The organism is Streptomyces sp. NPDC001443 (genome assembly GCF_053597355.1).
Map to the genome: position 1 here is coordinate 19,568 of NZ_JBSFIA010000047.1, position 21,829 is coordinate 41,396.

20 protein-coding genes and 1 pseudogene are annotated in these 21,829 nt (G+C 72.0%); 14 read left to right on the forward strand and 7 right to left on the reverse strand.

Annotated elements, in window-relative coordinates:
• Positions 1–284 precede the first annotated feature (284 nt).
• Entirely contained in the window at positions 285–1,073 is a 789-nt protein-coding gene (locus ACWC24_RS35470; RefSeq protein ID WP_450667017.1) for an ArsR family transcriptional regulator, read from the forward strand.
• A gap of 67 nt (positions 1,074–1,140) precedes the next feature.
• Here ACWC24_RS35470 and ACWC24_RS35475 read toward each other — a convergent pair whose 3' ends face one another.
• The 3 genes from ACWC24_RS35475 to ACWC24_RS35485 all read right to left on the reverse strand — a co-directional run bounded on the left by ACWC24_RS35475 (position 1,141) and on the right by ACWC24_RS35485 (position 2,733).
• On the reverse strand, positions 1,141–1,527 hold the full coding sequence (locus tag ACWC24_RS35475) for a GntR family transcriptional regulator (protein ID WP_450667018.1): 387 nt from the start codon (positions 1,525–1,527) through the stop codon (positions 1,141–1,143).
• A complete protein-coding gene (locus tag ACWC24_RS35480; RefSeq protein WP_450667019.1) occupies positions 1,520–2,311 on the reverse strand; it encodes a hypothetical protein in 792 nt (263 codons plus the stop codon). Before ACWC24_RS35480 ends, ACWC24_RS35475 begins: the two co-directional genes overlap by 8 nt.
• A gap of 65 nt (positions 2,312–2,376) precedes the next feature.
• The gene (locus ACWC24_RS35485) at positions 2,377–2,733 is read right to left on the reverse strand and encodes a hypothetical protein (RefSeq protein WP_450667020.1); all 357 of its coding nucleotides are present in this window, start codon (positions 2,731–2,733) and stop codon (positions 2,377–2,379) included.
• Here ACWC24_RS35485 and ACWC24_RS35490 point away from each other — a divergent pair.
• The 10 genes from ACWC24_RS35490 (at position 2,726) to ACWC24_RS35535 (ending at position 11,768) form a co-directional block, all read left to right on the forward strand.
• The gene (locus ACWC24_RS35490) at positions 2,726–3,034 is read left to right on the forward strand and encodes a hypothetical protein (protein ID WP_450667021.1); all 309 of its coding nucleotides are present in this window, start codon (positions 2,726–2,728) and stop codon (positions 3,032–3,034) included. The genes ACWC24_RS35485 and ACWC24_RS35490 overlap by 8 nt on opposite strands.
• Complete coding sequence (locus ACWC24_RS35495; protein WP_450667022.1) at positions 3,031–4,866, forward strand: branched-chain amino acid ABC transporter ATP-binding protein/permease; 1,836 nt, start codon at positions 3,031–3,033, stop codon at positions 4,864–4,866. Before ACWC24_RS35490 ends, ACWC24_RS35495 begins: the two co-directional genes overlap by 4 nt.
• On the forward strand, positions 4,863–5,597 hold the full coding sequence (locus ACWC24_RS35500; RefSeq protein ID WP_450667023.1) for an ABC transporter ATP-binding protein: 735 nt from the start codon (positions 4,863–4,865) through the stop codon (positions 5,595–5,597). Before ACWC24_RS35495 ends, ACWC24_RS35500 begins: the two co-directional genes overlap by 4 nt.
• Positions 5,598–6,015: 418 nt before the next feature.
• The gene (locus ACWC24_RS35505) at positions 6,016–6,822 is read left to right on the forward strand and encodes an SDR family NAD(P)-dependent oxidoreductase (RefSeq protein ID WP_450667024.1); all 807 of its coding nucleotides are present in this window, start codon (positions 6,016–6,018) and stop codon (positions 6,820–6,822) included.
• An 8-nt stretch (positions 6,823–6,830) separates the two neighbouring features.
• Positions 6,831–6,992, forward strand: coding sequence for a hypothetical protein (locus ACWC24_RS35510; protein ID WP_450667025.1), 162 nt, complete (start codon positions 6,831–6,833; stop codon positions 6,990–6,992).
• A 113-nt stretch (positions 6,993–7,105) separates the two neighbouring features.
• Positions 7,106–7,696: an RNA polymerase sigma factor gene (locus ACWC24_RS35515; RefSeq protein ID WP_450667026.1), complete on the forward strand. Its 591-nt coding sequence runs from the start codon at positions 7,106–7,108 to the stop codon at positions 7,694–7,696.
• Complete coding sequence (locus ACWC24_RS35520) at positions 7,693–8,493, forward strand: MGMT family protein (protein ID WP_450667027.1); 801 nt, start codon at positions 7,693–7,695, stop codon at positions 8,491–8,493. Before ACWC24_RS35515 ends, ACWC24_RS35520 begins: the two co-directional genes overlap by 4 nt.
• A gap of 216 nt (positions 8,494–8,709) precedes the next feature.
• A complete protein-coding gene (locus tag ACWC24_RS35525) occupies positions 8,710–9,354 on the forward strand; it encodes a methylated-DNA--[protein]-cysteine S-methyltransferase (protein WP_450667028.1) in 645 nt (214 codons plus the stop codon).
• A 49-nt stretch (positions 9,355–9,403) separates the two neighbouring features.
• A complete protein-coding gene (locus ACWC24_RS35530) occupies positions 9,404–10,588 on the forward strand; it encodes a cytochrome P450 family protein (RefSeq protein WP_450667029.1) in 1,185 nt (394 codons plus the stop codon).
• A gap of 301 nt (positions 10,589–10,889) precedes the next feature.
• Complete coding sequence (locus ACWC24_RS35535) at positions 10,890–11,768, forward strand: ABC transporter substrate-binding protein (RefSeq protein WP_450667030.1); 879 nt, start codon at positions 10,890–10,892, stop codon at positions 11,766–11,768.
• Between the two features lie 57 nt (positions 11,769–11,825).
• Here ACWC24_RS35535 and ACWC24_RS35540 read toward each other — a convergent pair whose 3' ends face one another.
• Positions 11,826–14,606: a SpoIIE family protein phosphatase gene (locus tag ACWC24_RS35540; RefSeq protein WP_450667031.1), complete on the reverse strand. Its 2,781-nt coding sequence runs from the start codon at positions 14,604–14,606 to the stop codon at positions 11,826–11,828.
• 111 nt (positions 14,607–14,717) lie between these two features.
• On the opposite strand from ACWC24_RS35540, the pseudogene ACWC24_RS35545 reads away from it, so the two are divergent.
• Positions 14,718–15,740: pseudogene (locus tag ACWC24_RS35545) on the forward strand (MFS transporter); the annotation flags it as partial.
• An 83-nt stretch (positions 15,741–15,823) separates the two neighbouring features.
• Here ACWC24_RS35545 and ACWC24_RS35550 read toward each other — a convergent pair.
• Together ACWC24_RS35550 and ACWC24_RS35555 are read right to left on the reverse strand one after the other, a co-directional pair.
• Positions 15,824–16,894, reverse strand: coding sequence for a helix-turn-helix transcriptional regulator (locus ACWC24_RS35550; RefSeq protein WP_450667032.1), 1,071 nt, complete (start codon positions 16,892–16,894; stop codon positions 15,824–15,826).
• 111 nt (positions 16,895–17,005) lie between these two features.
• The gene (locus ACWC24_RS35555; RefSeq protein ID WP_450667033.1) at positions 17,006–19,330 is read right to left on the reverse strand and encodes a helix-turn-helix domain-containing protein; all 2,325 of its coding nucleotides are present in this window, start codon (positions 19,328–19,330) and stop codon (positions 17,006–17,008) included.
• 289 nt (positions 19,331–19,619) lie between these two features.
• Here ACWC24_RS35555 and ACWC24_RS35560 point away from each other — a divergent pair, with 289 nt between their 5' ends.
• Entirely contained in the window at positions 19,620–20,519 is a 900-nt protein-coding gene (locus ACWC24_RS35560) for a PIG-L deacetylase family protein (protein ID WP_450667034.1), read from the forward strand.
• 114 nt (positions 20,520–20,633) lie between these two features.
• Positions 20,634–21,323 (forward strand): DUF4232 domain-containing protein, encoded by a 690-nt coding sequence (locus tag ACWC24_RS35565; protein WP_450667035.1) that lies wholly within the window; start codon positions 20,634–20,636, stop codon positions 21,321–21,323.
• Between the two features lie 124 nt (positions 21,324–21,447).
• Here the strand turns inward: ACWC24_RS35565 and ACWC24_RS35570 are convergent, their stop codons facing one another.
• Positions 21,448–21,819 carry a peptidoglycan-binding domain-containing protein gene (locus ACWC24_RS35570; protein WP_450667036.1) on the reverse strand — a complete coding sequence of 124 codons (372 nt, stop codon included), beginning with the start codon at positions 21,817–21,819 and terminating at the stop codon, positions 21,448–21,450.
• Positions 21,820–21,829: the final 10 nt, after the last annotated feature.

Consider the following 21,829-nt stretch of genomic DNA (forward strand, 5'->3'; position numbering starts at 1 on the left):
GCTTGAAGGCATGTTCCCAACGCCCGACATGGACTGTCATGCTCATTCGATTCCAGTGAAGATTCGCAGGTGCATCTAGGGGGAGACAGCGGATGCTCCGCTTCCATTTCACTGCCGAGGACTTGGCGCGCACACGAGTGGCGGCCTCGCCGCATCCGCTGTGGGAGATCGCCGGCAGCCTGCACAGATTCCAGACACGCAGCGGCAGATGGAACTATGCAAATTGGTACGACCGCGCGTGCGGGCACCTTCAGGAAGCGGGTCTCGCACATCCGGTGAAAACGATGTTGCTGCCGCTCTTCCCGCGCGCCCGCTATTTCGCCGACTTTCTTACGCCGTTCGAAGGCGTCGACGGTCTGGAAGCCGCGCTGGAGGCCATACTCGCGACGCCCGACGAGCAGGTGAACGACGAGATGGCCATGGCGGCCCGGGCCAGCCGGGTGCCGTCCTGGACGTTACGCGTCGCCGAGAAGTCGCTGCGCGGCGACCTGGTGGACCTGCTGCGCGCGTATCACCGGACCGTCATCGTTCCGCACGAGGAGGACATCCAGGAGACCTTCCAGGCGGAGCGCGCCCGGCACGCCCGGAGCATGCTGACCGAGGGAACCGCCGGACTGCTGGCCGACCTCTCGCCGACGGTCCGCTGGCGGCACCCGGTGCTGGAGGTCCCTGACTACCCGGCCGAGAGCGAAGTGCATCTGGACGGCCGTGGGCTGCTGCTCATCCCGTCGTACTTCTGCTGGAAGGCGCCCATCGCCCTGGCGGACCCCCGGCTCCCGCCGGTGCTCGTCTACCCCGTCCACCATCTGCTGACCGCCGCCTCGACCCAGGACGAGGCCGCCCTGCACGCCCTCCTCGGCCGCACCCGCGCGGTCATCCTGCGGGCCGCCGCCACCGGGGTCACCACCAGTGAGGCGGCACGCCGGGCCGGGGTCTCCACCGGAACCGCCACCCACCACACCACGGCCCTTCGGGACTCCGGCCTCATCACCACCCACCGACGCGCCAACAACGCCCTGCACACCCTCACCACACTGGGAGCGGCTCTTCTGGGCGCGCGGCACAGACCCTGACGACGGGGTGGGTACCAGGGGGCTGCCCCCTGCGGCTTCCTGTCGCGACCGGTCCGGAACGCATGGACTAGGAACGGACAGGCCCCAGAGCCTCGCGGACGGCGGCGACGATGGCTTCGGTGTCGGCACCCAGCGCGCGGGCGGACGAGGTGAAGTCGCGGGCAAGGGTGGCGAGTTGTGCGGCGTTGGGGCGGGCCGGGCCGGCCGGCGGCGCCGCCACCCGGGAGCCCGCCCCGCGGCGGGTCCGGATCAGCTCGGCGGCCTCCAGCTCGCGGTAGGCGCGGGCCACGGTGCCCGGTGCGAGTCCGAGGTCCATGGCCAACTGACGTACGGTCGGCAGCCGGTCGCCCTCGGCCAGCCCTCCGGTGACGATCAGCGCGCCGAGCTGGGCGCGGATCTGCGCGTACGGCGGCACCTGGCTGGTGGTGTCGACGCGGATGGCGGGCTCATTCATGGTCGGGAGACTCCCCCGCCACGTCGTCGTTGACGGACCGCGGGACCACCAGGGTGACCAGGGACCAGACAACGGTGAACAGGTTCAGCAGGGCCAGGGGGTAGAACACCCAGAAGGTGAGCGCGCCCATCGCACCGGCACAGCCGGTCTCCGTCAGCGAGACGGAGACCATCAGCACGGCGTACAGCTGCTGACTCGTCACCAGCAGGCCCCAGGCCCCGGTCACCGCCCACGCGCGGTCGCGACGCTGCTGGGCCCCGCCCGGTCCGTGGGCGATGCGGCGCAGGGCCCACACGCAGGTGGGAGTGGCGACGGCGAGCGCGCCGAAGATCGGAAGGCTGTAGTACAGGCCGGGCCAGGGGCCCAGGGGTGCCAGCATCCCGTTGCAGGTGACCGTGACGACCTTCCCCGTGCTGAGGACGCGGCCGGAGTCGACGGAGGCCGTGGCCGCCGCGATCACCAGCAACACGGTGAGCGAGACTCCCTGAAGGGCGATCAGGGGGCCCATGCGCGGTGGTACGTGATCTCTGACCAGACGTGGGGCGAGAGTCGCGGTGCGCACCGCTTCCTGGGGGACCAGGGTCAGCGCGTCGGCGAGAAGGACGCCCGCCACCGCGCACAGGCCGAAGGCCGTGATGCAGAACACGACGCGCTGCTCGAACTCGATGTGCGTCAGCGTGGACAGCGCCTGCGCGACGACGATGCCGATGGCCAGGCCGGACCAGCGCGCGTAGTGGTCGGCGTGATCGAGGAAGCGGCGCTGGAGCGGGGCGGCGTCGAGCATGGAGATCCCCTCAGATCATCTTGTATCAAGCAGCAAGTACAAGATGCCGTAGGCGGAATCTTGTGTCAAATACCCGATACAAGATGACGAGTGGACACCAACTCCACCTGCGCCGGGGGTAGTTCCGACGAAGACCGCCCTCGCTGCGCCCTCACGGCACGTGCCGGTCGGCGCGTTCCCGGAGCCGGGCCGGTGTCGTGGGGCGCCGGGGGACGAGCGGGGGCGGGGCCGAGATTGGCGTGCCGGGGGCCGGCGGTACGGGTGTACAGCAGGACCTTGTAGCCCTTGGTGGTGTCGAAGTTCCCCCAGTCGTGGTAGCAGCGGGCGTCGACGCCGCGGCACACGCCGTAGTCGGGGTCGCCGAGTTCCTGGGCGCCCTGGCCGATGCGGCCCTGCGCCACGCTGAGGGTGCCGGTGGCCACCAGGGCGACCGTGATGCCGACCGTCGTGGCCGCCGCGGGCGGCCTGGTCGGCCCCATGCTCTACGTCGACGCCTCCCTCGGCGGAGCGCTCGGCAGCAAGGGCTTCGCCGCGGCCATGCTCGGCGGCTTCGGCTCGATCCAGGGCGCGGTGGTGGGCGGCGTCGCCATCGGCGTCCTCGACTCCTACGCGGCCGGCCACTTCCAGGGCCACTCGGTCCTGGTCACCTTCCTGGTCTTCACCGTGGCCATCATGATCCGGCCCACGGGGATCTTCGGCGAGAGGACGGTCAGCCGCGCATGAGGACCCGCATAGCCACGACAGGTGCGATCGTCGTCGCCGCCTGGCTGCTCCCCTACGGTCTGGGCAGCTACACCATCCACGTCGTGAACATCGCCCTCGTCTACGCCCTGCTGGCCGTCGGCACGGGCCTGGCGATGGGCGTCTCCGGTCAGATCAACCTCGCCCAGGTCGCGTTCTTCGGCGTCGGCGCCTACACGGTGGCGATCCTCACCACCCACTACGGGTACGGCTTCTGGGCCGCGGCCGTGCCGGCCGTCCTGGCCACCGTCGTCGTCGGTCTGTTCGTCGGCGTCCCCGCGCTACGGATGCAGTCGCACTACCTGGGCATCGTCACCCTCGGTCTCGCCCTGGGCTTCATCAACTGGATCACCAACGCCCATGTCTCCGGCGGCGCCGACGGCATCTCCGGTGTCCCCGGCCCCACCCTGCCCGGCATCGATCTCTCCAGCGAGTACCTCTACTACTACCTGGAGGCCGTCGTCTTCGGCCTCGCGCTCGTCCTCGGCCTCTTCGTCGTCCGCACCTCGCTCGGCCGACGGCTGCGCGCCATGCGGGACGACTCGCTGGCGGCCGGGGCGATGGGCGCGGAGATCCCGCTGCTGCGCATGACGGCCTTTCTGCTGGCCAGCCTCTACGGCGGCCTCGCCGGAGTCCTCTACTCGGGCCTCATCCGCTATGTCGCGCCGGAGACGTTCTCCATCGGCAACATGTTCATCCTGCTGGCGACGGTCGTCATCGGCGGCCGCCGCTCCCTGGTGGGCTGCGTGGTGGGCGCCATCGGACTGACCCTGGTACGGGAGTGGCTGTCGGACTTCTCGACGTACGCCCAACTCGGCTACGGCGTGGTCGTCGTCCTCATGGTGGTCTTCGCGCCGACCGGTCTCGCCGGCGTCCCGGCGCGGCTGCGCGGGGTGTACGAGCGGCGCCGCGGCCGGGGGACCACCCGCACCGAACTCCGGCCCTTCACGCCCTACTCCCCCGTCGAACGTCCCGACACCGCCGGGGTGTTGCTGTCGGTGGAGGGCGTCACCAAGCAGTTCCGCGGGCTGCGCGCGCTCGACGAGGTGTCCCTCGCCGTGCACGAGGGCGAGATCCGGGGCATCGTCGGTCCCAACGGGTCAGGGAAGACAACGCTGTTCAACGTCATCAGCGGCTTCTACCGGGCGACCGCGGGAACCGTCGGCTTCGCGGGCGCCGACACCACCACCGCCCGGCCCTACGTCCTGTCCCTGGCCGGACTGTCCCGCACCTTCCAGAACCTGCGGCTGTTCGGTCAGCTCACGGTCCGCGAGAACATCCTCGTCGCACTCGACCGCAGCCGCACCCGCTCCATCTGGCAGTACGCCCTGTGGCAGCCGGGCGTGTGGGCGCACGAGCGCAGGCTGCGGGCGCAGGCGGACGACGTGCTGGAGCGCTTCGGGCTCACGGACTTCGCGGACGCCGCCCCCACCGCACTGCCCTACGGCATCCAACGCCGCATCGAGATCGCCCGTGCCATGGCCGCCCGGCCGAGGCTGCTGCTCCTCGACGAACCGGCCGCCGGCCTCAACGGCGAGGAGGTGCAGCAGCTCATCCGCATCGTCCGCTCGATCAGGGACAGCGGCACCACCGTGATCCTCATCGAGCACAACATGGGCCTGGTCATGTCGCTGTGCGAGCAGGTCACCGTCCTGTCCAGCGGCACGGTCATCGCGGAGGGCACCCCTCGGCAGGTCGTGACCGCACCGGAGGTCATCGAGGCCTACCTCGGCGAGTCCGACTTGGCCGAGCTCGGCATGGACACCCCCGAGGCGGCCTGCCCGCCCGACCGTGCGAAGGAGGCGACCTCGTGAAGGCCGTCGCAGGCGACACCGCGGAGTGCCTGAGTGTGCGGGACCTGAGCGTGCACTACGGCGGGGTCCGGGCCGTCGGTTCCATCGGCTTCAGCGTGGAGCCGGGCCAGTCCGTCGGCATCATCGGGGCCAACGGCGCCGGCAAGACCTCCACCCTCAAGGCGCTCATGGGACTGGTCCCGCGCAGCGGCGGCACCATTCGTCTCGGCGACAAGGCCCTCACCCGGGTCAGGGCCCGCGACATGGTCCGCCACGGCATCGGCTACGTCCCCGAGGGCCGCCATGTCTTTCCCGGGCTGCCCGTCGAGAAGAATCTCCTCCTGGGCGCCTACTCCCGGGCCTGGGACGGCGAGACCCACCGGCAACTGGCGGAGATCTACGACCTCTTCCCCGTACTGAAGGAGATGCGCGAGCGGCTGGCCGGGGCGCTGTCCGGCGGGCAGCAGCAGATGCTCGCCATCGGCCGCGCCCTGATGACCCGGCCACGTCTGCTGGTCCTGGACGAACCGTCCATGGGCCTGTCGCCGAAGCTCGTCGGCACCATCCTCGACGTGCTGCTGCGGCTGCGCGAGGAAGGACTGAGCCTGCTCCTGGTGGAGCAGAACGCCAAGCTCACCTTCGGGGTGACCAGCCACTGCGTCGTCATGGAGAACGGCCGGGTCGCCATGCGCGGCACCTCCGAGCAGCTCAGCCACGACCCGTGGGTGCGGGAGGTGTACCTGGGCCTGTGAACACCGCTCCTGGGGGAGGCCCCCGATGCAGTGCCTGTGGCAGATGCCGAGCAGGTCCTCGTCCTCCGGCTGGCCGTCCGCGTGCGGAGCCGACCAGCGGGCGGCGGTCCATTCCGTGGGTGCGCGCGGGAAGTCGCCCCGGAGTTCGCGAGGACGTTCGTCGTCGGCCTGGCCGACCTGGCGCTGTTCGTCGCGATCATCGTCAAGTCCCCGAGCCGGCTCCGCCCCGTGCCGCCGGCCGCCGCCGGCATCGCCGTCCTCGACACCGCGATGTGCAGCCGCGCCGACTGCCGCTGCGGCCCCCGGTACACCGCGCTGCAACACCTTCGCGCACAGCGGTGTTTCCGTTCACGAGAGCGCGTCGCACCGCGCTCCTCCCCCTCCTGCGGGCGGGGCCTTCCATCGATAAGGAACCTTCATGGATCTGCAGCTTTCCGGCCGGGTCGCCGTCGTGTCCGGCGCCTCCAAGGGCATCGGACTGGCCGTCGTCAGCACGCTCCTCGAAGAGGGCGCCAAGGTCGTGGCCACGTCGCGCAAGGGCACCCCGGAACTGGATGCGCTGGCCGGCCCGGACCTCGTGCACGTCCCGGCCGACTTCATGGACGAGGACGCGCCGGCGCGGGTCGTCGCCCGCGCCGTGGAGCAGTTCGGCGGGCTCGACATCCTGGTGAACAACGCCGGCGGACCGCCGCCCGGTGTGACCCTGCCGCGCGGCTCGTTCCTGCACGCCTCCGACGACGAGTGGCGTGCCATGTTCGAGTTCAACCTGTTCTCGGCCGTGCGCGCCGTCCGTGCCGCCATCCCGCACCTGCTGGCGCGCGGCGGCGGCGCGATCGTGAACGTCTCCTCCGGCAACGCCCGGCAGCCCTCGCCGATCAACGTCGACTACGGCGCCGCGAAGGCCGCTTTGAACAACCTCACCAAGGTGCTCTCGGGCGAGTTCGGGCCGCAGGGCATCCGCGTGAACACGGTCTCCCCCGGTGTGGTGCGCACGCCGTGGTGGACGGACGAGGGCGGCGTCGCCGACATGATCGCCTCGCAGGCCGGCACCGACAGGGACAGCGTCATCGACACCGTCGTCCCGGAGATGCTGAACCTGGCCACGGGCCGCTTCGTCGAGCCGCAGGAGGTGGCCGACGCCGTGGTGCTGCTGGCGTCGCCTCGCTCCGGCAGCACCACGGGTGCCGAGTTCGTGGTGGACGGCGGGCTCCTCAAGGAGCTCTGAGCACCGCCGTGCGGGACAGCCGCGTGGTGGCGGCGGGGGACACCGAGGCCGTGGTGAGGCACACCGAGGAGTGCCGGCGGCTCGGCATCCCCTTCGCCGCCGACCGCGGCGACCGGCTGTCCCGCTTCACCGGCCGTCGGGCGCGCAGACTCGTCGACGGGGCACGTTAGCCTCTGTCGGGCGGTCATGGTCGTCCGCTCGGCGCCGGACGCTCCGGCCGTCCGCCGACGACCGCTCGCACATGTCTGCAACACCCTGCGCCCGGACGGTGTTTGTCTCAGTGATGGACGACAAGGCAGAGCAGCTGACCGAGCTCCTGGCGGCGCACCTCGAAGCCGGCTTCACCGAGCTGGTCCGAGTGCACGCCGGGGCGGTGCACGCGTTCCTGTACCGCGTCTCCGGCTCCTTCGCCGAGGCGGACGACCTGGGACAGGACACGTTCCTGCGCGCCTACACGGCCCTCCAGGACTACTCCCCGGCACGGCGTCGTGAACTGCGTCCGCGGGCGTGGCTGATGACCATCGCGGCGAACGTGTGGCGCAACCACGTCCGTACCCGGACCCGGCGCCCGGCCACGGCCGGGCTGCCCGTGGAGGAGACCATGGACCTGTGGCCGGACCACAGCCCCGGTCCGGAGGAGCGCGCGGCGACGACGGAGGACCGGTCACGCCTGGTCACGGCGCTGTCTGCCTTACCCGAGCACCATCGCATACCGGTCGTGCTCCACCATGTCATCGGAATGAGTTACTCGGAGGTCGCCGAGGTGCAGGGCTGCGCGGTCGGCACCGCCAAGGCACAGGTCTCCCGTGGGCTGGCCGGCCTGCGGCGCCTGCTCGGATCGGAGCCCACAGCGCTGAAGGAGGTGACGACGTGAACGAAAGCGAGGACGACGCGGTCGCCCGACGTCTGCCGGATCTCGCGTCGGCCGCACCGGAGGACTTCGCACTGCGCGTACTGCGCCGCGTGGGCATCTCCGAGGACCACTACGACAGCTACGTGCACCTCGACACCGCCGCCGGCGGGCTGTTCGTGGCCGCGAGCCCCCAGGCCGTGACCGGCGCGTGCCTGGACTCGGCAGGCCTGACCGCGACCGCCTTCGAGGAACTGCACCGCGCGCGCACCGGCCGCTCGGCGATCCCGGGCAGCAAGCCGTTGCCGGGGCTCGTCCCCGCACTGCGCACGGGCCGGGCGCGCCGACTGGCGATCGACCTGTCCGGGCTGCCGGAGGAGCAGCGCGCGGTCCTGCAAGCCGTACGGAACATCCCCGTGGGGCAGTTGCGGCCGCTGAGCTGGATCGCCCGCGAGGCCGGCTCCGGCACTCCGCCCTCGGCCGCCGACGTCCTGCGCGCGCTGGCGGCCAACCCCGTCGCCGTGCTCGTACCGTGCCACCGGGTCACGCACGACAACGGAGCGCCGTGCGACGCCTCGTACCTGCCGAGGACCGGCGAGGCCCTGCGCCGGGCCGAGCACATCGACATGCGCCGGGTGACGGAGCTGTCCCGGGCCGGCGCGGTCTTCCTCGGCAGCGACACCACGTTCATCTACTGCCACCCGACCTGCGCCCACGCCCGCCGCATCACTCCCGGACACCGGGTGCACTTCCGCACCGCGCACGACGCCCGCGAGGCGGGTTACCGGGCCTGCAAGAGCTGCCGGCCCCTCACCGTGTGACCCGGCACCGTCCGACACCTGCGCCGTCCGACCCGGCGCGCCCAAGAGCACCACCCAGCACCGCAGAAAGGTCCCTCCATGCGCACCCCACCCACCGCGGCACTCGCCTCGCACCCGACCCCCCGCCGGGTCCCCTGACGCTCGCGGCCACCGACGACGCGCTGGTGCTGTGCGCCTTCGACGACCGCGAGCGGGCGGTGGCCCGCCTCACCCGCGGTGGCCTCACCGCCGTGGACGCCGACGACGCCCCAGTCCAGCCCAGTCCAGCCCCGCCCCGCCCCGCCCCGCCCCGCCCCGCCCCGCCCCGCCCCGCTGCGGATCATCGAGGAGACGGCCCGCCAGGTGGACGCGTACCTCGAAGGCCGCAGCCGCGCGTTCACCGTACCCATGGACCTCCGCCTGGCCACACCGTTCAGCCGCACGACCGTGGAACGGCTGGACAGCCTCCTTCCGTGCGGGGTGACGGGCGCCTACGCCGAGCCGGCCACCGCGCTCGGGCGCCCGCGAGCCGCGCGGGCCGTGGGCACCGCGCTGGGCGCGAACCCCCTGTGCGTGGTGCTCCCCTGCCACCGGGTCGTCGGCTCGGGCGGTCGCCCGACCGGCTACGCCGGTGGCGTCACGGCCAAGCGGTTCCTGCTCGCCCTGGAGTCCGGCGGCACCCCCGCGGCCTCCCTCCGAACCGGCGGGCAGTTCCACGGTGTCGTCGGTGCCCGCGCCGGGCGCGGTGGGGGTGCGGCCCTGCTCCAGGCCCGGCAGCCGTGGGGGCAGGGGCTGATCCGACGGCCGGGCCGGTGCCTGTCCGCGGCCGCTCCCCGACCATCGTCCCCGTGGACGACGCGCCGCCGACGGCCGCCGGGTTAGCGTACGGGGGACAGGAAGATCGACCAGTGCCACGGCGACGGGGACACCCATGGACATCATCGACCTGACGGCCTACGGCGAACGCTTCACCGCAGACCCGCACCCGTTCCTCGCCGGACTGCGCGAACAGGGTCCGGTGCACAAGGTGCGTGACGCCAACGGCGCGGAGTTCTGGCTGATCGTCGGCCATGAGGAGGCGCGGGCCGCCCTCGCCGACCCACGGCTGTCCAAGGACATGCGGAAACTGGGCTGGGACGTCCACGACGCCGATCTGATCGGACGTCACATGCTGATCGCCGACCCGCCCGAGCACACCCGGCTGCGCAGGCTCGTCAGCCGCGAGTTCACCCCGCGCCGGGTCGAGGCGCTGGCACCGCGCGTCCAGGAGATCACCGACGAGCTGCTGGGCGCCATGTCGAAGCGGTCCGACGGGCGGGCCGACCTGGTGGAATCGCTGGCCTACCCGCTGCCCATCACCGTCATCTGCGAACTGCTGGGCGTGCCCGACATGGAGCGCGCGGAGTTCCGGCGCTGGTCCAACGAGGTCGTGGCGCCCACCAGTGAGGAGGCGGCCGTCCGGGCCTTCGGCGAACTGAGCTCGTTTCTGGCGTCGTTGATCGAGGACAAGCACCGCACCCCCGGCGACGACCTGATGAGCGCGCTGATCCGCACCACCGAGGAGGACGGCGACCGGCTGTCACCCGGCGAACTCGTCGGCATGGCCTTCCTGTTGCTGGTGGCCGGCCACGAGACCACGGTCAACCTGATCTCCAACGGAGTGCGCGCCCTGCTCGCGCACCCCGAACAACTGGCCGCGCTGCGGGCCGACATGAGCCTGCTCGACGGCGCCATCGAGGAAATGCTGCGCTACGACGGTCCGCTGGAGTCGGCGACCAACCGCTGCACCACCGAGCCCGTGGAGATCGGCGGCACCGTCGTCCCCGCCCTGCAGCCGGTGCTGGTCTCGCTCGCCGCCGCCCACCGCGACCCGAACCGCTACGAGGACCCCGACACCTTCGACATCCGTCGCGAGGCCCGCGGCCACCTCGGATTCGGCCACGGCATCCACTACTGCATCGGCGCGCCCCTGGCTCGCCTGGAGGGCCGGATCGCCCTGCGCTCGCTGCTGGAACGCTGTCCGGAGCTCGCTCTGGACACCCGCCCGGACGCGCTGGAGTGGCTGCCGGGACTGCTCATCCGCGGCACCCGCACCCTGCCCGTCCGCTTCGCCTGACGGCCGGGGGCCGGGGGCCGGGGGCCGTCCGGCGCGACCACCCGTTCGGCGGATCGACAAGGAGAAGACGCCGCACGCAGTTCCGGGCGGGCACACCGGCATCCGAAAGTGGGGCCGGGCCGACGGCGACCGGTGGGCGGCTGCAGGTGGCGGCGGCCGGTGGGCCGCCGCCGTCGTGCCGTCCTCGAGCACGGGCGACCCGACCGGCACTCCCGCAGTCCTCCCCCGTGGCTCCGGCGGTCGTATGGTTCATGGTGATTTATGGTGACTCAAGGAGGATGCCCCTACCGGAGGTGCAATGATGCGCGCCGCGGCAGCGATCGTCTCTCTGGCTGTCAGTGGGGCGCTCATCGTCGCGGCATCGGCTTGTGACCACGGCGGGTCGGCGTCCGCGAACGCCCACTACGGCGACTGCCAGGTATCGGGACACTACGGGGAGTTCCACCTGTCCCCCCATACGGCCGGCGCCCTCACGGTCAGGACGACCCTGCCCGCGCCCGGCTGGTGGAACGGCAACACGCCCGACTCCGTCAAGAGCGGCTACGAGTACTGCATGGCCGCCAATATCGCCTACCGGTCCGGACTCGACCGGGTGAAGGTGCTGAACACCCCCTTCCCCGACATCGTGTCCGGCAAGAGCAAGGACTTCGACCTGGCCCTGGCGCAGATCACGATCACTCCCGAGCGCAGCAAGGTCGCCGAGTTCTCCGAGCCCTACCTCTCCTCGACCTTGGGAGTGCTGATCAGGGACGGTGAGAAGATCAACCAGGACAACATCCGTGACGCCCGCATCGGAGTGGCCGAGGGCACCACGGGCGAGGAGTTCGTCAGGGACCGCATCAAGCCGACCAAGCCCGTCACCACCTTCGCCAACGACCCCGAGATGGTCACGGCGCTGGAGGAGGGCCGCATCGACGCGGTCATCCACGACACGACGATCCTGCTGGCGTATCCCCAGAAGCGGGAAGGCAGGGTGCGTCTCGTGGGCCAGTACCGGACCGACCAGGGGTACGGCGCCCTGTACCCGAAGGGGTCACCCAACAAGCACGACGTGGACCGCATCATCAGGCAGCTGATCGACGACGGCACGCTCACCAAGCTGTCGGCCGTCTATCTCGGGGCCGCCTTCGGCCAGGACCCGGCCAAGATCCCGTACTTCACGGTCGAGAACGGCTCCTGAGCGCTCCGGACCGCCGCACACCCCCGGGAGGTACGGCGGTCCGGTTCCCGTCCCGCTTCACAGGTCCGCCATCAGCAGACCGCTCAGGTCCCCGGGGGCTCCGGCGTCGAGCGCCTGCTCAGCCCAGATAATCTTGCCTCGGTCGGTGTACCGGGTCCCCCAGCGGCGGGACAGCTGCGCGACGAGGAACAGTCCACGTCCCCCCTCGTCGGTGAAGGCCGCGCGGCGCAGGTGCGGGGAGGTGCTGCTGCCGTCGGCGACCTCGCAGATCAGGCTGTCTCCGTCGCGCAGCAGTCGCAGACTGATGGGGCTGGCTCCGTACCGGACGGCGTTCGTCACCAGTTCGCTGAGGATCAGCTCGGTCGTGAAGGCGGCGTCGCCCAGCCCCCAGGCCTCCAGCCTGCGGATGGCCTCGGCGCGGACCCGGGACACGGCCGCGGGGTCGTGCGGCACCTCCCATTCCGCGACCTGGTCCGGGTCGAGCAGCCGGGTGCGGGCGACGAGCAGGGCGACATCGTCACTCGACCGGGTGCGCAGCATCGCGTCGACCACCGTCCGACACGTGTCGTCCGGGGCGTCGCCGTCCGTGCCGGCGAGCGCCTCCCGCAGCATCTCCAGCCCGATGTCGATGTCACGGCCCCGGGCCTCGACCAGGCCGTCGGTGTACAGGACCAGCCGGCTGTCGGCGACCAGCAGGAGTTCGGCCGTCTCGACCGGCAGGCCCGCGCCCGCGCCCAGTGGCGGGGCGACGGGGATGTCGGGGAAGGTGACGCGGCCGTCGGGCGAGACCAGCGCCGGGCCGGGATGCCCGGCCCGGGCGAGAACGCACCGCCCGGAGACCGGATCGTAGACCGCGTACAGACAGGTGGCACCGGTGACGGCCTCGGTGTTGCCCTCGGCTGCCGCGTCCTGGTCGATCCGGGTGATCAGGTCGTCCAGATGACCGAGAAGTTCGTCCGGAGGCAGGTCCAGGGCGGCGAAGTTGTGCACCGCGGTCCGCAGACGGCCCATCGTCGCGGCGGCGTGCAGACCGTGTCCGACGACGTCGCCGACCACCAGGGCCACCCGGGCGCCCGGCAGCGGGATGACGTCGTACCAGTCGCCGCCCACTCCCGCCTGGGCGGGCAGGTACCGGTGCCCGACCTCCAGGGCGGACAGTTCGGGCAGCGCGCCGGGCAGCAGGCTGCGCTGGAGGGTGACGGCCGTGGTGTGCTCACGCGTGTAACGGCGCGCGTTGTCGATGCACACGGCCGCCCGGGCGGCGAGTTCCTCGGCCGGGGACAGGTCGTCCGACTCGAAGGGGCCCTGCTCCGAGCGCCAGAACTCCACGACCCCCAGCAGCTGGCCCCGCGCCCGGAGCGGCACCGAGATCATGGAGTGGATGCCGTATTCGACGATCAGCCGGGCCCGCTCCGGATCCTGGTCCCGCCATCCCTCGACCGTGGCGAGGTGCGACAGCAGGACGGGCCGGCCGCTGGTCATGCCGATGGCCACGGGGTTGCCCGGCACGTACTGCATCAGCGTCCCGACGGCGTAGAGGGGCGCGTCGTGGCGGATGCCCGCGGCCGCGATGCGGCGCATCTCCATGCTCGCCCCCGTGGGCTCACTGCCGCGCAGCACGGGCTCCGACAGCTCGATCGTGGCGAAGTCGGCGAATCGTGGGACCGCCACCTCGGCCAGTTCCTCGGCGGTGCGGGTGATGTCGAGGGTGGTCCCGATCCGCGTACTGGCCTCGTAGAGCAGTTGCAGGCGCCCGCCCGCCACGTCCGCCCGGCCCGCGAGGGCGCGCAGCTCCGTGGTGTCGCGCAGGGTGGCCACACTGCCCCCCTTCAGGCCCACCGGCCGCAGGTTGACCGCGAGCAGGACGTCCCCGGCCAGGAAGACCTCGTCCGTGACCGCCCGGTCCGATCCCAGCAGTGCGACCAGGGCCGGACTCAGCCCGCTCTCGGCGACCGGCCTGCCCTCGGCGTCCGACGGCAGTGCGAGCAGCCGACGTGCCTCGTCGTTGACCAGCAGCAGCTTTCCGTCACCGTCCAGAATGATCACGCCTTCACGGACCGCGTGCAGCACCGCGTCGTGGTGCTCGTACATGCGGGTCATCTCCACCGGTCCCAGGCCCCCGGTCTGGCGCCGCAGGCGCCCGCTGACCAGTGCCGAGCCGCCCGCGGCCAGCAGCAGCGCGACACCGCCGGCGGTGAAGATCACCGGAAGTTGGTCCTGCACCACACTGGTGACCTTGTTCACGGTGACCCCCACGGTGATGAGCCCGACGGCGGTTCCCTTCTCGTCGAAGACGGCCACCGTCGAGTCGACCGCCTTGCCCAGACTGCTGTCGAACGTGGTCTGGTGGGGCTGGCCCTCGAGCGCCTGGCCGTAGGACGTGGAGACGTGCTTCCCGATCTGCTTCGGGTCCGGGTGGGTCCACCGGAAGCCGTAGGGGCTGAGCGCCACGACGTAGTCGACGCCGGTCTTCTTGCGGACCGCCTCGGCGTGCGGCTGGAGTGCCGCGGTCGGGTCGTCGCTCTTCATCGCCTCCGCGGTGCCCGGGGCGTTCGCGAACGACTCCGCGGCCACCAATGACCGTTCGCCGGCCTCCTCGATCGCGCGGTTGCGGTCCTGGAACACCAGTACGACCACAGCCGTGGCGATGAGCAGCAGGACGACCACCAGCTGCAACAGGAAGACCTGGCCGGCGACGCTGCGCGGACTCAGCCACGACCGCGCACGCCCGCCGAACGATCTGCGACGGGTCTCCGGGCCGGCCTCCGGCGGCCCGGCCTTCGGCGGCACACGGCCGTCCCGTCGGCTCGCCGGGACGGATCGCCCAAGTTTGCCCATTTTCTCAGTATCAGTGAGCGACCCGCCGGGCGCGGCTCAGGACGACCCCGGTCGGCTGTGCGCGGACTCCACTGACACAGGATGTCAGTGGAGCTGCGGACAGTGGTGCCCATGATCCTCAGTCATCACTCCCGCCGGGCGGAGCGGCTGCTCGTGCCCGCCGCCTTCGCCACCGCTCTCGGCAACAACGTCCAGCTCGTCGTCGGAGCACTGCTCCTGATCAGGGAAGAGCAGACCATGATGGCCGTCGGCTGGCTGTTCATCGCCGTCGCCGGGCCACAGGCCCTCCTCTCACCGTTCTTCGGCCACCTGGCCGACCGCTTCGACCGGCGGGCGCTGTGGATCGGCTGCGATGTCACCAGCGCGGCGCTGGCCCTCGGGCTGCCGCTGTGGCTGGTCCGCGGGGGCGCTCCGGGCTCCGGGATCTACGGCGCCAATCTGGCGCTCGCCGTGATCGGCGCGCTGTTCTTTCCCGCCAGCTCCGCACTGATCAAGGAGCGGGTTCCGGCGGAGCGGCTGCGGCGGTTCAACGCCCGCTACGAGATGGGGACCCAGGCGGGGATGCTGCTGTCGGCGACGGTGGGCGGGCTGTGTGTCCAGGCGTTCGGTGCCCTGCCGCTGCTGGTGTTCAACGCCGGGACGTTCATGGTCTCGGCGCTGTGCGTCGCCGCGGTGGGACGCCGTCCGGACCGGGTGCCCGCGGCCCCTGTCGACGGGGAGAAGACGCAGGCCCGGGCGGCTGCGCGGACGCCGCTGCGGATGCGTCGTTTCATTCTGCTCTACGCCCAGGGAAGCGTGGTCGTCACCGTCTTCAACGCGTTGCTTCCCACCGCCGTGCTCAGTGAACTCCACCTGGGAGCAGGCATGTTCGGGGTCGTGGACGCCCTCGGGAGCCTCGGTTTCCTGGCGGCCGCCGGCGCCTACCGGATCGTCAGCACACGCAGTACGGACCTTCGTATCGCCGTCGTCGGCTTTCTGCTCGTCAGTGTCGGCCTCGTGCTGCAGAGCCAGTTCGGGATCGCCGGATACCTCGTCGGGGTGCCGCTGGGTGCGCTCTTCTTCGGGCAGGCCCGGATCGCCTCCCGCACCATGCTGATGGCCTCGGCCGACGACGCCTCGGTGGGCCGGGCCTTCGGGCTGGCGAACGGTGGCGGACTGGCGGCCACGGTCGGGGTGATGTTCCTGGTCGCGACCGTCACCGACCACACCGACACGCGCTACGGGTTCGCGCTCCTCGCCGCCCTCGCACTGCTCGCGACCGTGTCCGCCGGGCTGCTGCTGAGGTCGCCGGCCCCCGCCCGGCCCGACGGGTCCGCCGGCCGGTACCGGTCGAGCACTGCCGCGGCCGTCTCCGCGACCTTGCGGCGCAGCTCCTCGGGGGCGAGCACCTCGATGTCCGGCCCCAGCGACAGCAGTGTGGGCACCGCCAGGGCGACCGACTCCAGCGGCACGGTCGCCGTCACCCAGCCGTCACCGTCCGGCGGACCCGCCGAAGCCTCGACGGCGCGGACCAGTACCGCGTCCAAGTGGTCCGGCAGTGCGGCGAGCAGTGCCGGAGCGATGCGCACGGAGGCCTGAAGCCGCAGCCTGCGGGCGTCGTAGGCGGCGAGGTAGTCCTGCCAGTGGGCCATCAGATCGAAGCCGTCGGGGCGCTCGAAGCCGTCCTCCCGGACCTCCAGGCGCAGGATCGACGACACCCGGTACGTCCGCACCGTGCCGTCCACCGCCGCGACGAGGTACCAGACGCCCGCCTTGAGGACCAGGCCGTAGGGGTCGAGTTCGCGCTCGACCTCCTGCGGCTCGGCCCAGCGGCGGTAGCGCACCCGGATCCGCCGCTGGTTCCACACGGCATCGGCGAGCGCCACGAGAACCGGCGGGGAGTCCTGATCCCGGTACCATCCGACGGCGTCGAGGTGGAAGCGCTCGCGGATCCGGCCGGCCCGGTCCCGCAGTGGCGCCGGGAGCGCCGCCGTCAGTTTCAGCTGTGCCGCCGCGAGCACCTCGCCCAGCCCCAGGTCGTCCGCCGCGCCGGGCATCCCGGCCAGGAACAGCGACTCGGCCTCGTCGGCGTGCAGTCCGGTGAGCCGGGTCCGGTAGCCGTCGAGCAGCTGGTAGCCGCCACGGTGCCCGGCGTCGCCGTAGACCGGAATGCCCGCGCTGCTCAGCGATTCGATGTCCCGGTAGACGGTCCGGGTCGAGACACCCAGCTCCCGCGCGAGCTCGTCGGCCGTCAGCCTGCCCCGGTTCTGCAACAGGAGAACGAGGGAGAGGAGCCGGGCCGCACGCATGAACCGATCATCGCAGGTCCGGGCTCCCGGTGTACGGGCCGGTCCGGCCGGGCCCCGGGGCGTCCGGGGGCGGACGGGGACGGCGGTCGCCGTGCACGGCCGGTGCCGGCCTCAGCTGCCCGTGGCGGCCCGGTCGAGCGCGGCGAGTGCGGTGGCGGCCTCGTCCTGTCGTGGGCTGCGCAGCACGGCGAGGGCGTCGTGCGCGGCGACCAGGGTCCGGCGGGCTTCGGGGTGCCCCAGCGCGCCGAGCACCCGGCCCAGATCGAGCCGGGCCTGTTCGGCCCAGGCCGGCATCTGCGCGGCCTCGAAGGAGGCGAGGGCCTGCCGCAGCGGCGGCTCGGCCTCGTGCCAGCGTTCCAGGGCCGCGAGGTCGTTGCCGATCTGCTGTCGGGCGACCGCGTGGTACAGCGCGATCAGTTCGTCCGTACGGCCCGGGACACCCGCCCGGCAGATCCGTTCGCTGCGCCGGTGGATGTCCAGGGCCTCCCCCGCCCGGCCCGTCTCGCGCAGCAGGGTGCCCAGGGTGTTGAGGATGGTCAGCTCGGCCAGCCTCGCCTGCGGGGAGTCCTGCGAGGCGAGACAGTGGGCCGCCTCGTGCAGTCGTGTGCGGGCCTCGTCCGTCCGGCCCAGTCGTTGCATGGCCCCCGCGCCGTAGCCGAGCGCCCAGCCCTCCTGGAGTCCGTCCCCGCTCTCGCGGGCGGCCACGAGGGCGGCATCGGCGGAGGTCAAGGCGGACCGGGGGTCGTGGACGCAGAGGTTGTGGGCCCAGGCGAGGTAGTTGAGGTGGACCGCCTCCTCCCGTCTGCTGCCGAGTGCGCGGGCGGCGTCGGAGGAGCGCCGGAAGACCTCCACCCACTGCTCCCAGTGCTGGTTGAGGTCGGAGAACCAGTGCATCGCCTCCGCCGTGTCGACGACCTGCCGGTGCCGGCCGGTGTCGTGGGCCCGGCGCAGCGCGGCGAGCCACTGGGCCCGCTCGGCCTCCAGCCAGGCCCGCGCCTCCTGCCGGCCGGCGGGTGCTCCGTCCGGGTCGGGGTCGCCGGAGGGCGCCGTCCGGTCGTGGTCGACGTCGAAGTGCAGCGCGGCGGCGGTGGCCCGGCACAGCATCCAGTGCGTGGTCCGGTCGAGGGCGGCGTCGCGGACCGCGAGGCCGTCCTCGGCCTCGACCTGCTCGGCGGCGTACAGCCTGAGCAGGTCGTGGAACCGGTAGCGCTCGGCGGTGGGGTCGCTCTGGAGCAGCCCGGCATCGGTCAGCTCCTCGGCGCAGGCGACCGCCTCGTCGTAGGACAGTCCGGCCAGGAGCGCGCCGGTCTCCGGACTGAAGTCCGCCCCGGCGGCGAGTGCGGCGCGACGCAGGAACGTCGCTGATTCCGGGGACAGCTGGCGGTACGAGAGGGCGAAGGCGGCGCGTATGCGCAGGCTTCCGGCCTGGAGACCGTCAAGGCGCCTGCCCTCGGCCGCCAGCCGGGCGACGAGCTTGCCCAGGCGCTCGTGCGGGCGGCTGAGGAGGCGCTGACCGGCGATCCGCACGGCGAGGGGCAGGTGCCCGCACAGATCGGCGAGGTCGCGCGCCGCCTGCGGTTCGGCCCGCACCCGTTCGGGGCCGACGATCCGGGTCAGCAGTTCCACCGCCTCCTCGCGCCGCAGCAGGGCCAGATCGCAGCGGTGGACGGACGTCAGACCCGCCAGGGCCTGGCGGCTGGTGACGAGGGTCAGGGACGGGCCGGTACCCGGCAGCAGCGGGCCGACCTGGGACTCGTCGGTGGCGTTGTCCAGCAGCAGGAGCAGTCGCCGGTCGGCGGTCAGGGAACGCCACAGGCTCGCGCGGTCGTCGGTGGCGGCCGGCAGCGCGCTGTCGGCGATTCCCATGGCGCCCAGCAGCCGGGCCAGCGCGTCCCGGGAAGTGGTCGGTTCGGCATCCATGCCGTGCAGGTCCAGGGCGAGCTGTCCGTCGGGGAAGTGCGGGGCGAGACGGTGCGCGGCGTGCACCGCGAACGCGGTCTTGCCCAGTCCCGGCTGGCCGGCGACCACGCCGACCACCGGCCGATCGGGGCCGGTGTCCTGTGCCAGGTCCAGCAGCCGGGCGAGTGCCGCGTCGCGGGCGGTGAAGTCCTGGATGTCGCGCGGCAGCGCCAGGGCGACGGGCACGACAGGGCTTTCGGCCGTCCGGGGGCGTGGCCGCCCCGGCGCGGCGGCCGCTTGCAGCCCCGACGTCTCGTCGCCGTCCAGTCCCAGAGCCTGGGCCAGCGCCTCGACCGTACGGCGTTGCGGCCCGCGGGTACGCCCGCGCTCCATGTCGGCCAGCGCCCTGACGCTCACCCCGGCGGCGTGCGACAGCGCCTCCTGGCTCAGTCCGGCGCGAGCCCGCAGGAAGCGCAGCCGCTGCCCGAAGTCCTCCGTGGTTGGCGTGCCACCGCGCACGTCGGCGCCCCCGATCATCCGGCTCGTGCGGCTCGTCCGGACGCGAGCCTTCCGGCAGAAGTATGACGGACCGTAGTTCTGCCGGTGGAACCGCCTGGGACGCGCGGGCAGTTGGTGGTCGACTGAGCACAGGCGCGGGACGCCTCCTCCCGAACGGACATTGTCCGGGCGGCCGGTCCTCCACGGACGGTGCCGCCGGACCACGGACCCTGTGCGGACCGGGAATCGGGCACCGACCACCCGTCGCCGAGCGAGCACCGAAGGCGCGCGACACACGCGCCTGTAGTCCGAAACGGGGAGACCTCTCATGAACAGCAGCCAGGAGCACTCCACCGGAATCTCCAGGCGGAGCGTTCTGGCGGCGGGCGCGCTGACCGCCGCCGCCGTGGCCTACCAGGCGGGCCGGGCCCCCGCGGCATCCGCCGCCGCCAAGCCCGCCATCTTCTACGCGCCCCACCAGGACGACGACGCGATCGGCCTGGCCGGCTCGATCCTTGAGCACAAGGCGGCCGGACGGCCCGTCTACCTCGTCCTGGTGAGCAACGGCAGGAACCCGGATCTGGCCGTGCGCATGAACGGCGACCCCTGCCCCATCACCACCTGGGCCACCCCGCATCCGTGCGCCGCGGGCGGCAGGCACGACCTGTCCTGGCCGACCGACGGAACCAGCATGATCGTCGCCGGCCGCACGGCCGAGTTCATGGCGTCCGCGAAGGCGGTGGGCGTGGACAAGGTCATCAACTTCAAGGTCGTGGACGACGGGTTCGACAGCACGTCCGCCTACAACAAGCTCGTCGACCGGATCGACGCGAAGGTCAGGGCGCTCGCCGCCCAGTACCCGGGCGCGTCGCACAAGTTCACGGCCGGCTGGCTGGAGCACACCGAGACGCACAAGGCGTGCAGCGACGTGGCCTACCGCCTGATGAACGACGGCACCATCTCCGACGTGCGCTTCAACCACGTCTACGCCTACGAACGCCCCCGGGACCAGCGCGCGAACGGCGCGGCGTACGTGCTCGACATACCCAGCGCCCACATGACCAAGAAGCGCAACGCGATGTACGCCTACAACACGTGGGACCCCAGCCGGAACCTGTACGCCCTCGGCTATCACAGCGTTCCCGAGCTGCTGGAGGCCGCGCACGCCGATCCGCGCGAGTTCGTGTACACCCTGCCGTCCGACTACCGGCCGGGCAAGGGCAACTGAGCCCGGGCGACGGCAACCGAGAAACCGCACCACTCCGTCAATCCGTCAATCCATCCGTACGACCTCGGCCGTCGGCACGAACCACGGCCTCGCACCACACACGGGGAACTCTCCATGAACATGCTGCGTCACCGCTCCATCCTGCTCGCCACCGCGGGCACGGCCCTCGCTCTGTGCCTCACCGCCTGTCAGAGCGACGACCACACCGACTCGGCCCCGGCGGCCACTTCGGCGACCGGGAAGCCGGCCGACGGCGGACAGGCCGGCACGTCCGACGCGACGGGCTCGACCGGTGCGGCGCACTCGACGGCGTCGAAGGGCTCGGCCGACCAGGCCGCCGACGGCGGCTCCGCGGGCTCGACCGGCGAACAGGCGTCCGCCACCACCCGGGTCTGCACCGCGCGGGACGTCACCGTCACCGCCGCCACCCAGGACGGCCCTCCCTACACCCACATCGTCCTCACGGCGAAGAACACCTCCGGTCGCTCCTGCCGACTGGCGGGCGCGCCGCACATCCAGTTCCTGGAGAGCCACAAGCAGGACGTCCCGGCCGTCGCCAAGAGCAAGCCCGCCGCACCGGTCGTGCTCACGGCGGGATCACCCGCCTATGCCGTGGTGAAGCTGTCGGACGGCGGGGTGGACGAGGACAGCGAGCCCGTGTCGGCGTTCTCCGTCGTCCTGGAGGGCGACTCCACGGTCATCGCCGTCACCGCGCCGGGCAGCGACGGCATCGCCGTCGACCCGGCGAAGGCCCTCACCGGCTACTGGACCCCCGAACTCCGCAACGGCGCGGACGACTTCTGAGTCATGCCGGGGGCATGACGCCAGGGCGGAGCCGCCCCGGCAGTCGCGGTCACCTCGTCCGGGCTCGGGCCTCGGCGAGGTGACCCCTGGCGTTCGGCGGTGGTGCCCCTGGCCGACGCCCGGCTCACTCGGGATAGGGCAGGTAGCAGTCCAGGGCCGGGTGGTAGAGCACCTGCCAGGTGCGGTCCTCGATGACGCCGCTCTGCGGCAGGCCGTGGCAGACCTGGATCCATTGGATCTTCTTCAGCATGACGGTGCCGTAGACCCCGTCGAGGGCGAGCTTGGGCGGCTCGCCGCCCCACATGTTGCTGAGGCACTGCGCCTGTCTGACCGCCGCGCCCGTGTCTCCGTAGATGAGTGTGGGACGCAGGTCCGACGGCACACGGGAACAAGCGGTGGAACCGGGATCGGCCGCGACGGCCTGCGGCGCCGTGAAGCCGAGTACCGAGGTCGCGCACACTGCCGCGACCGCGGCGAGCAGTCGGTTTCGTCGCATGCCCACTCCT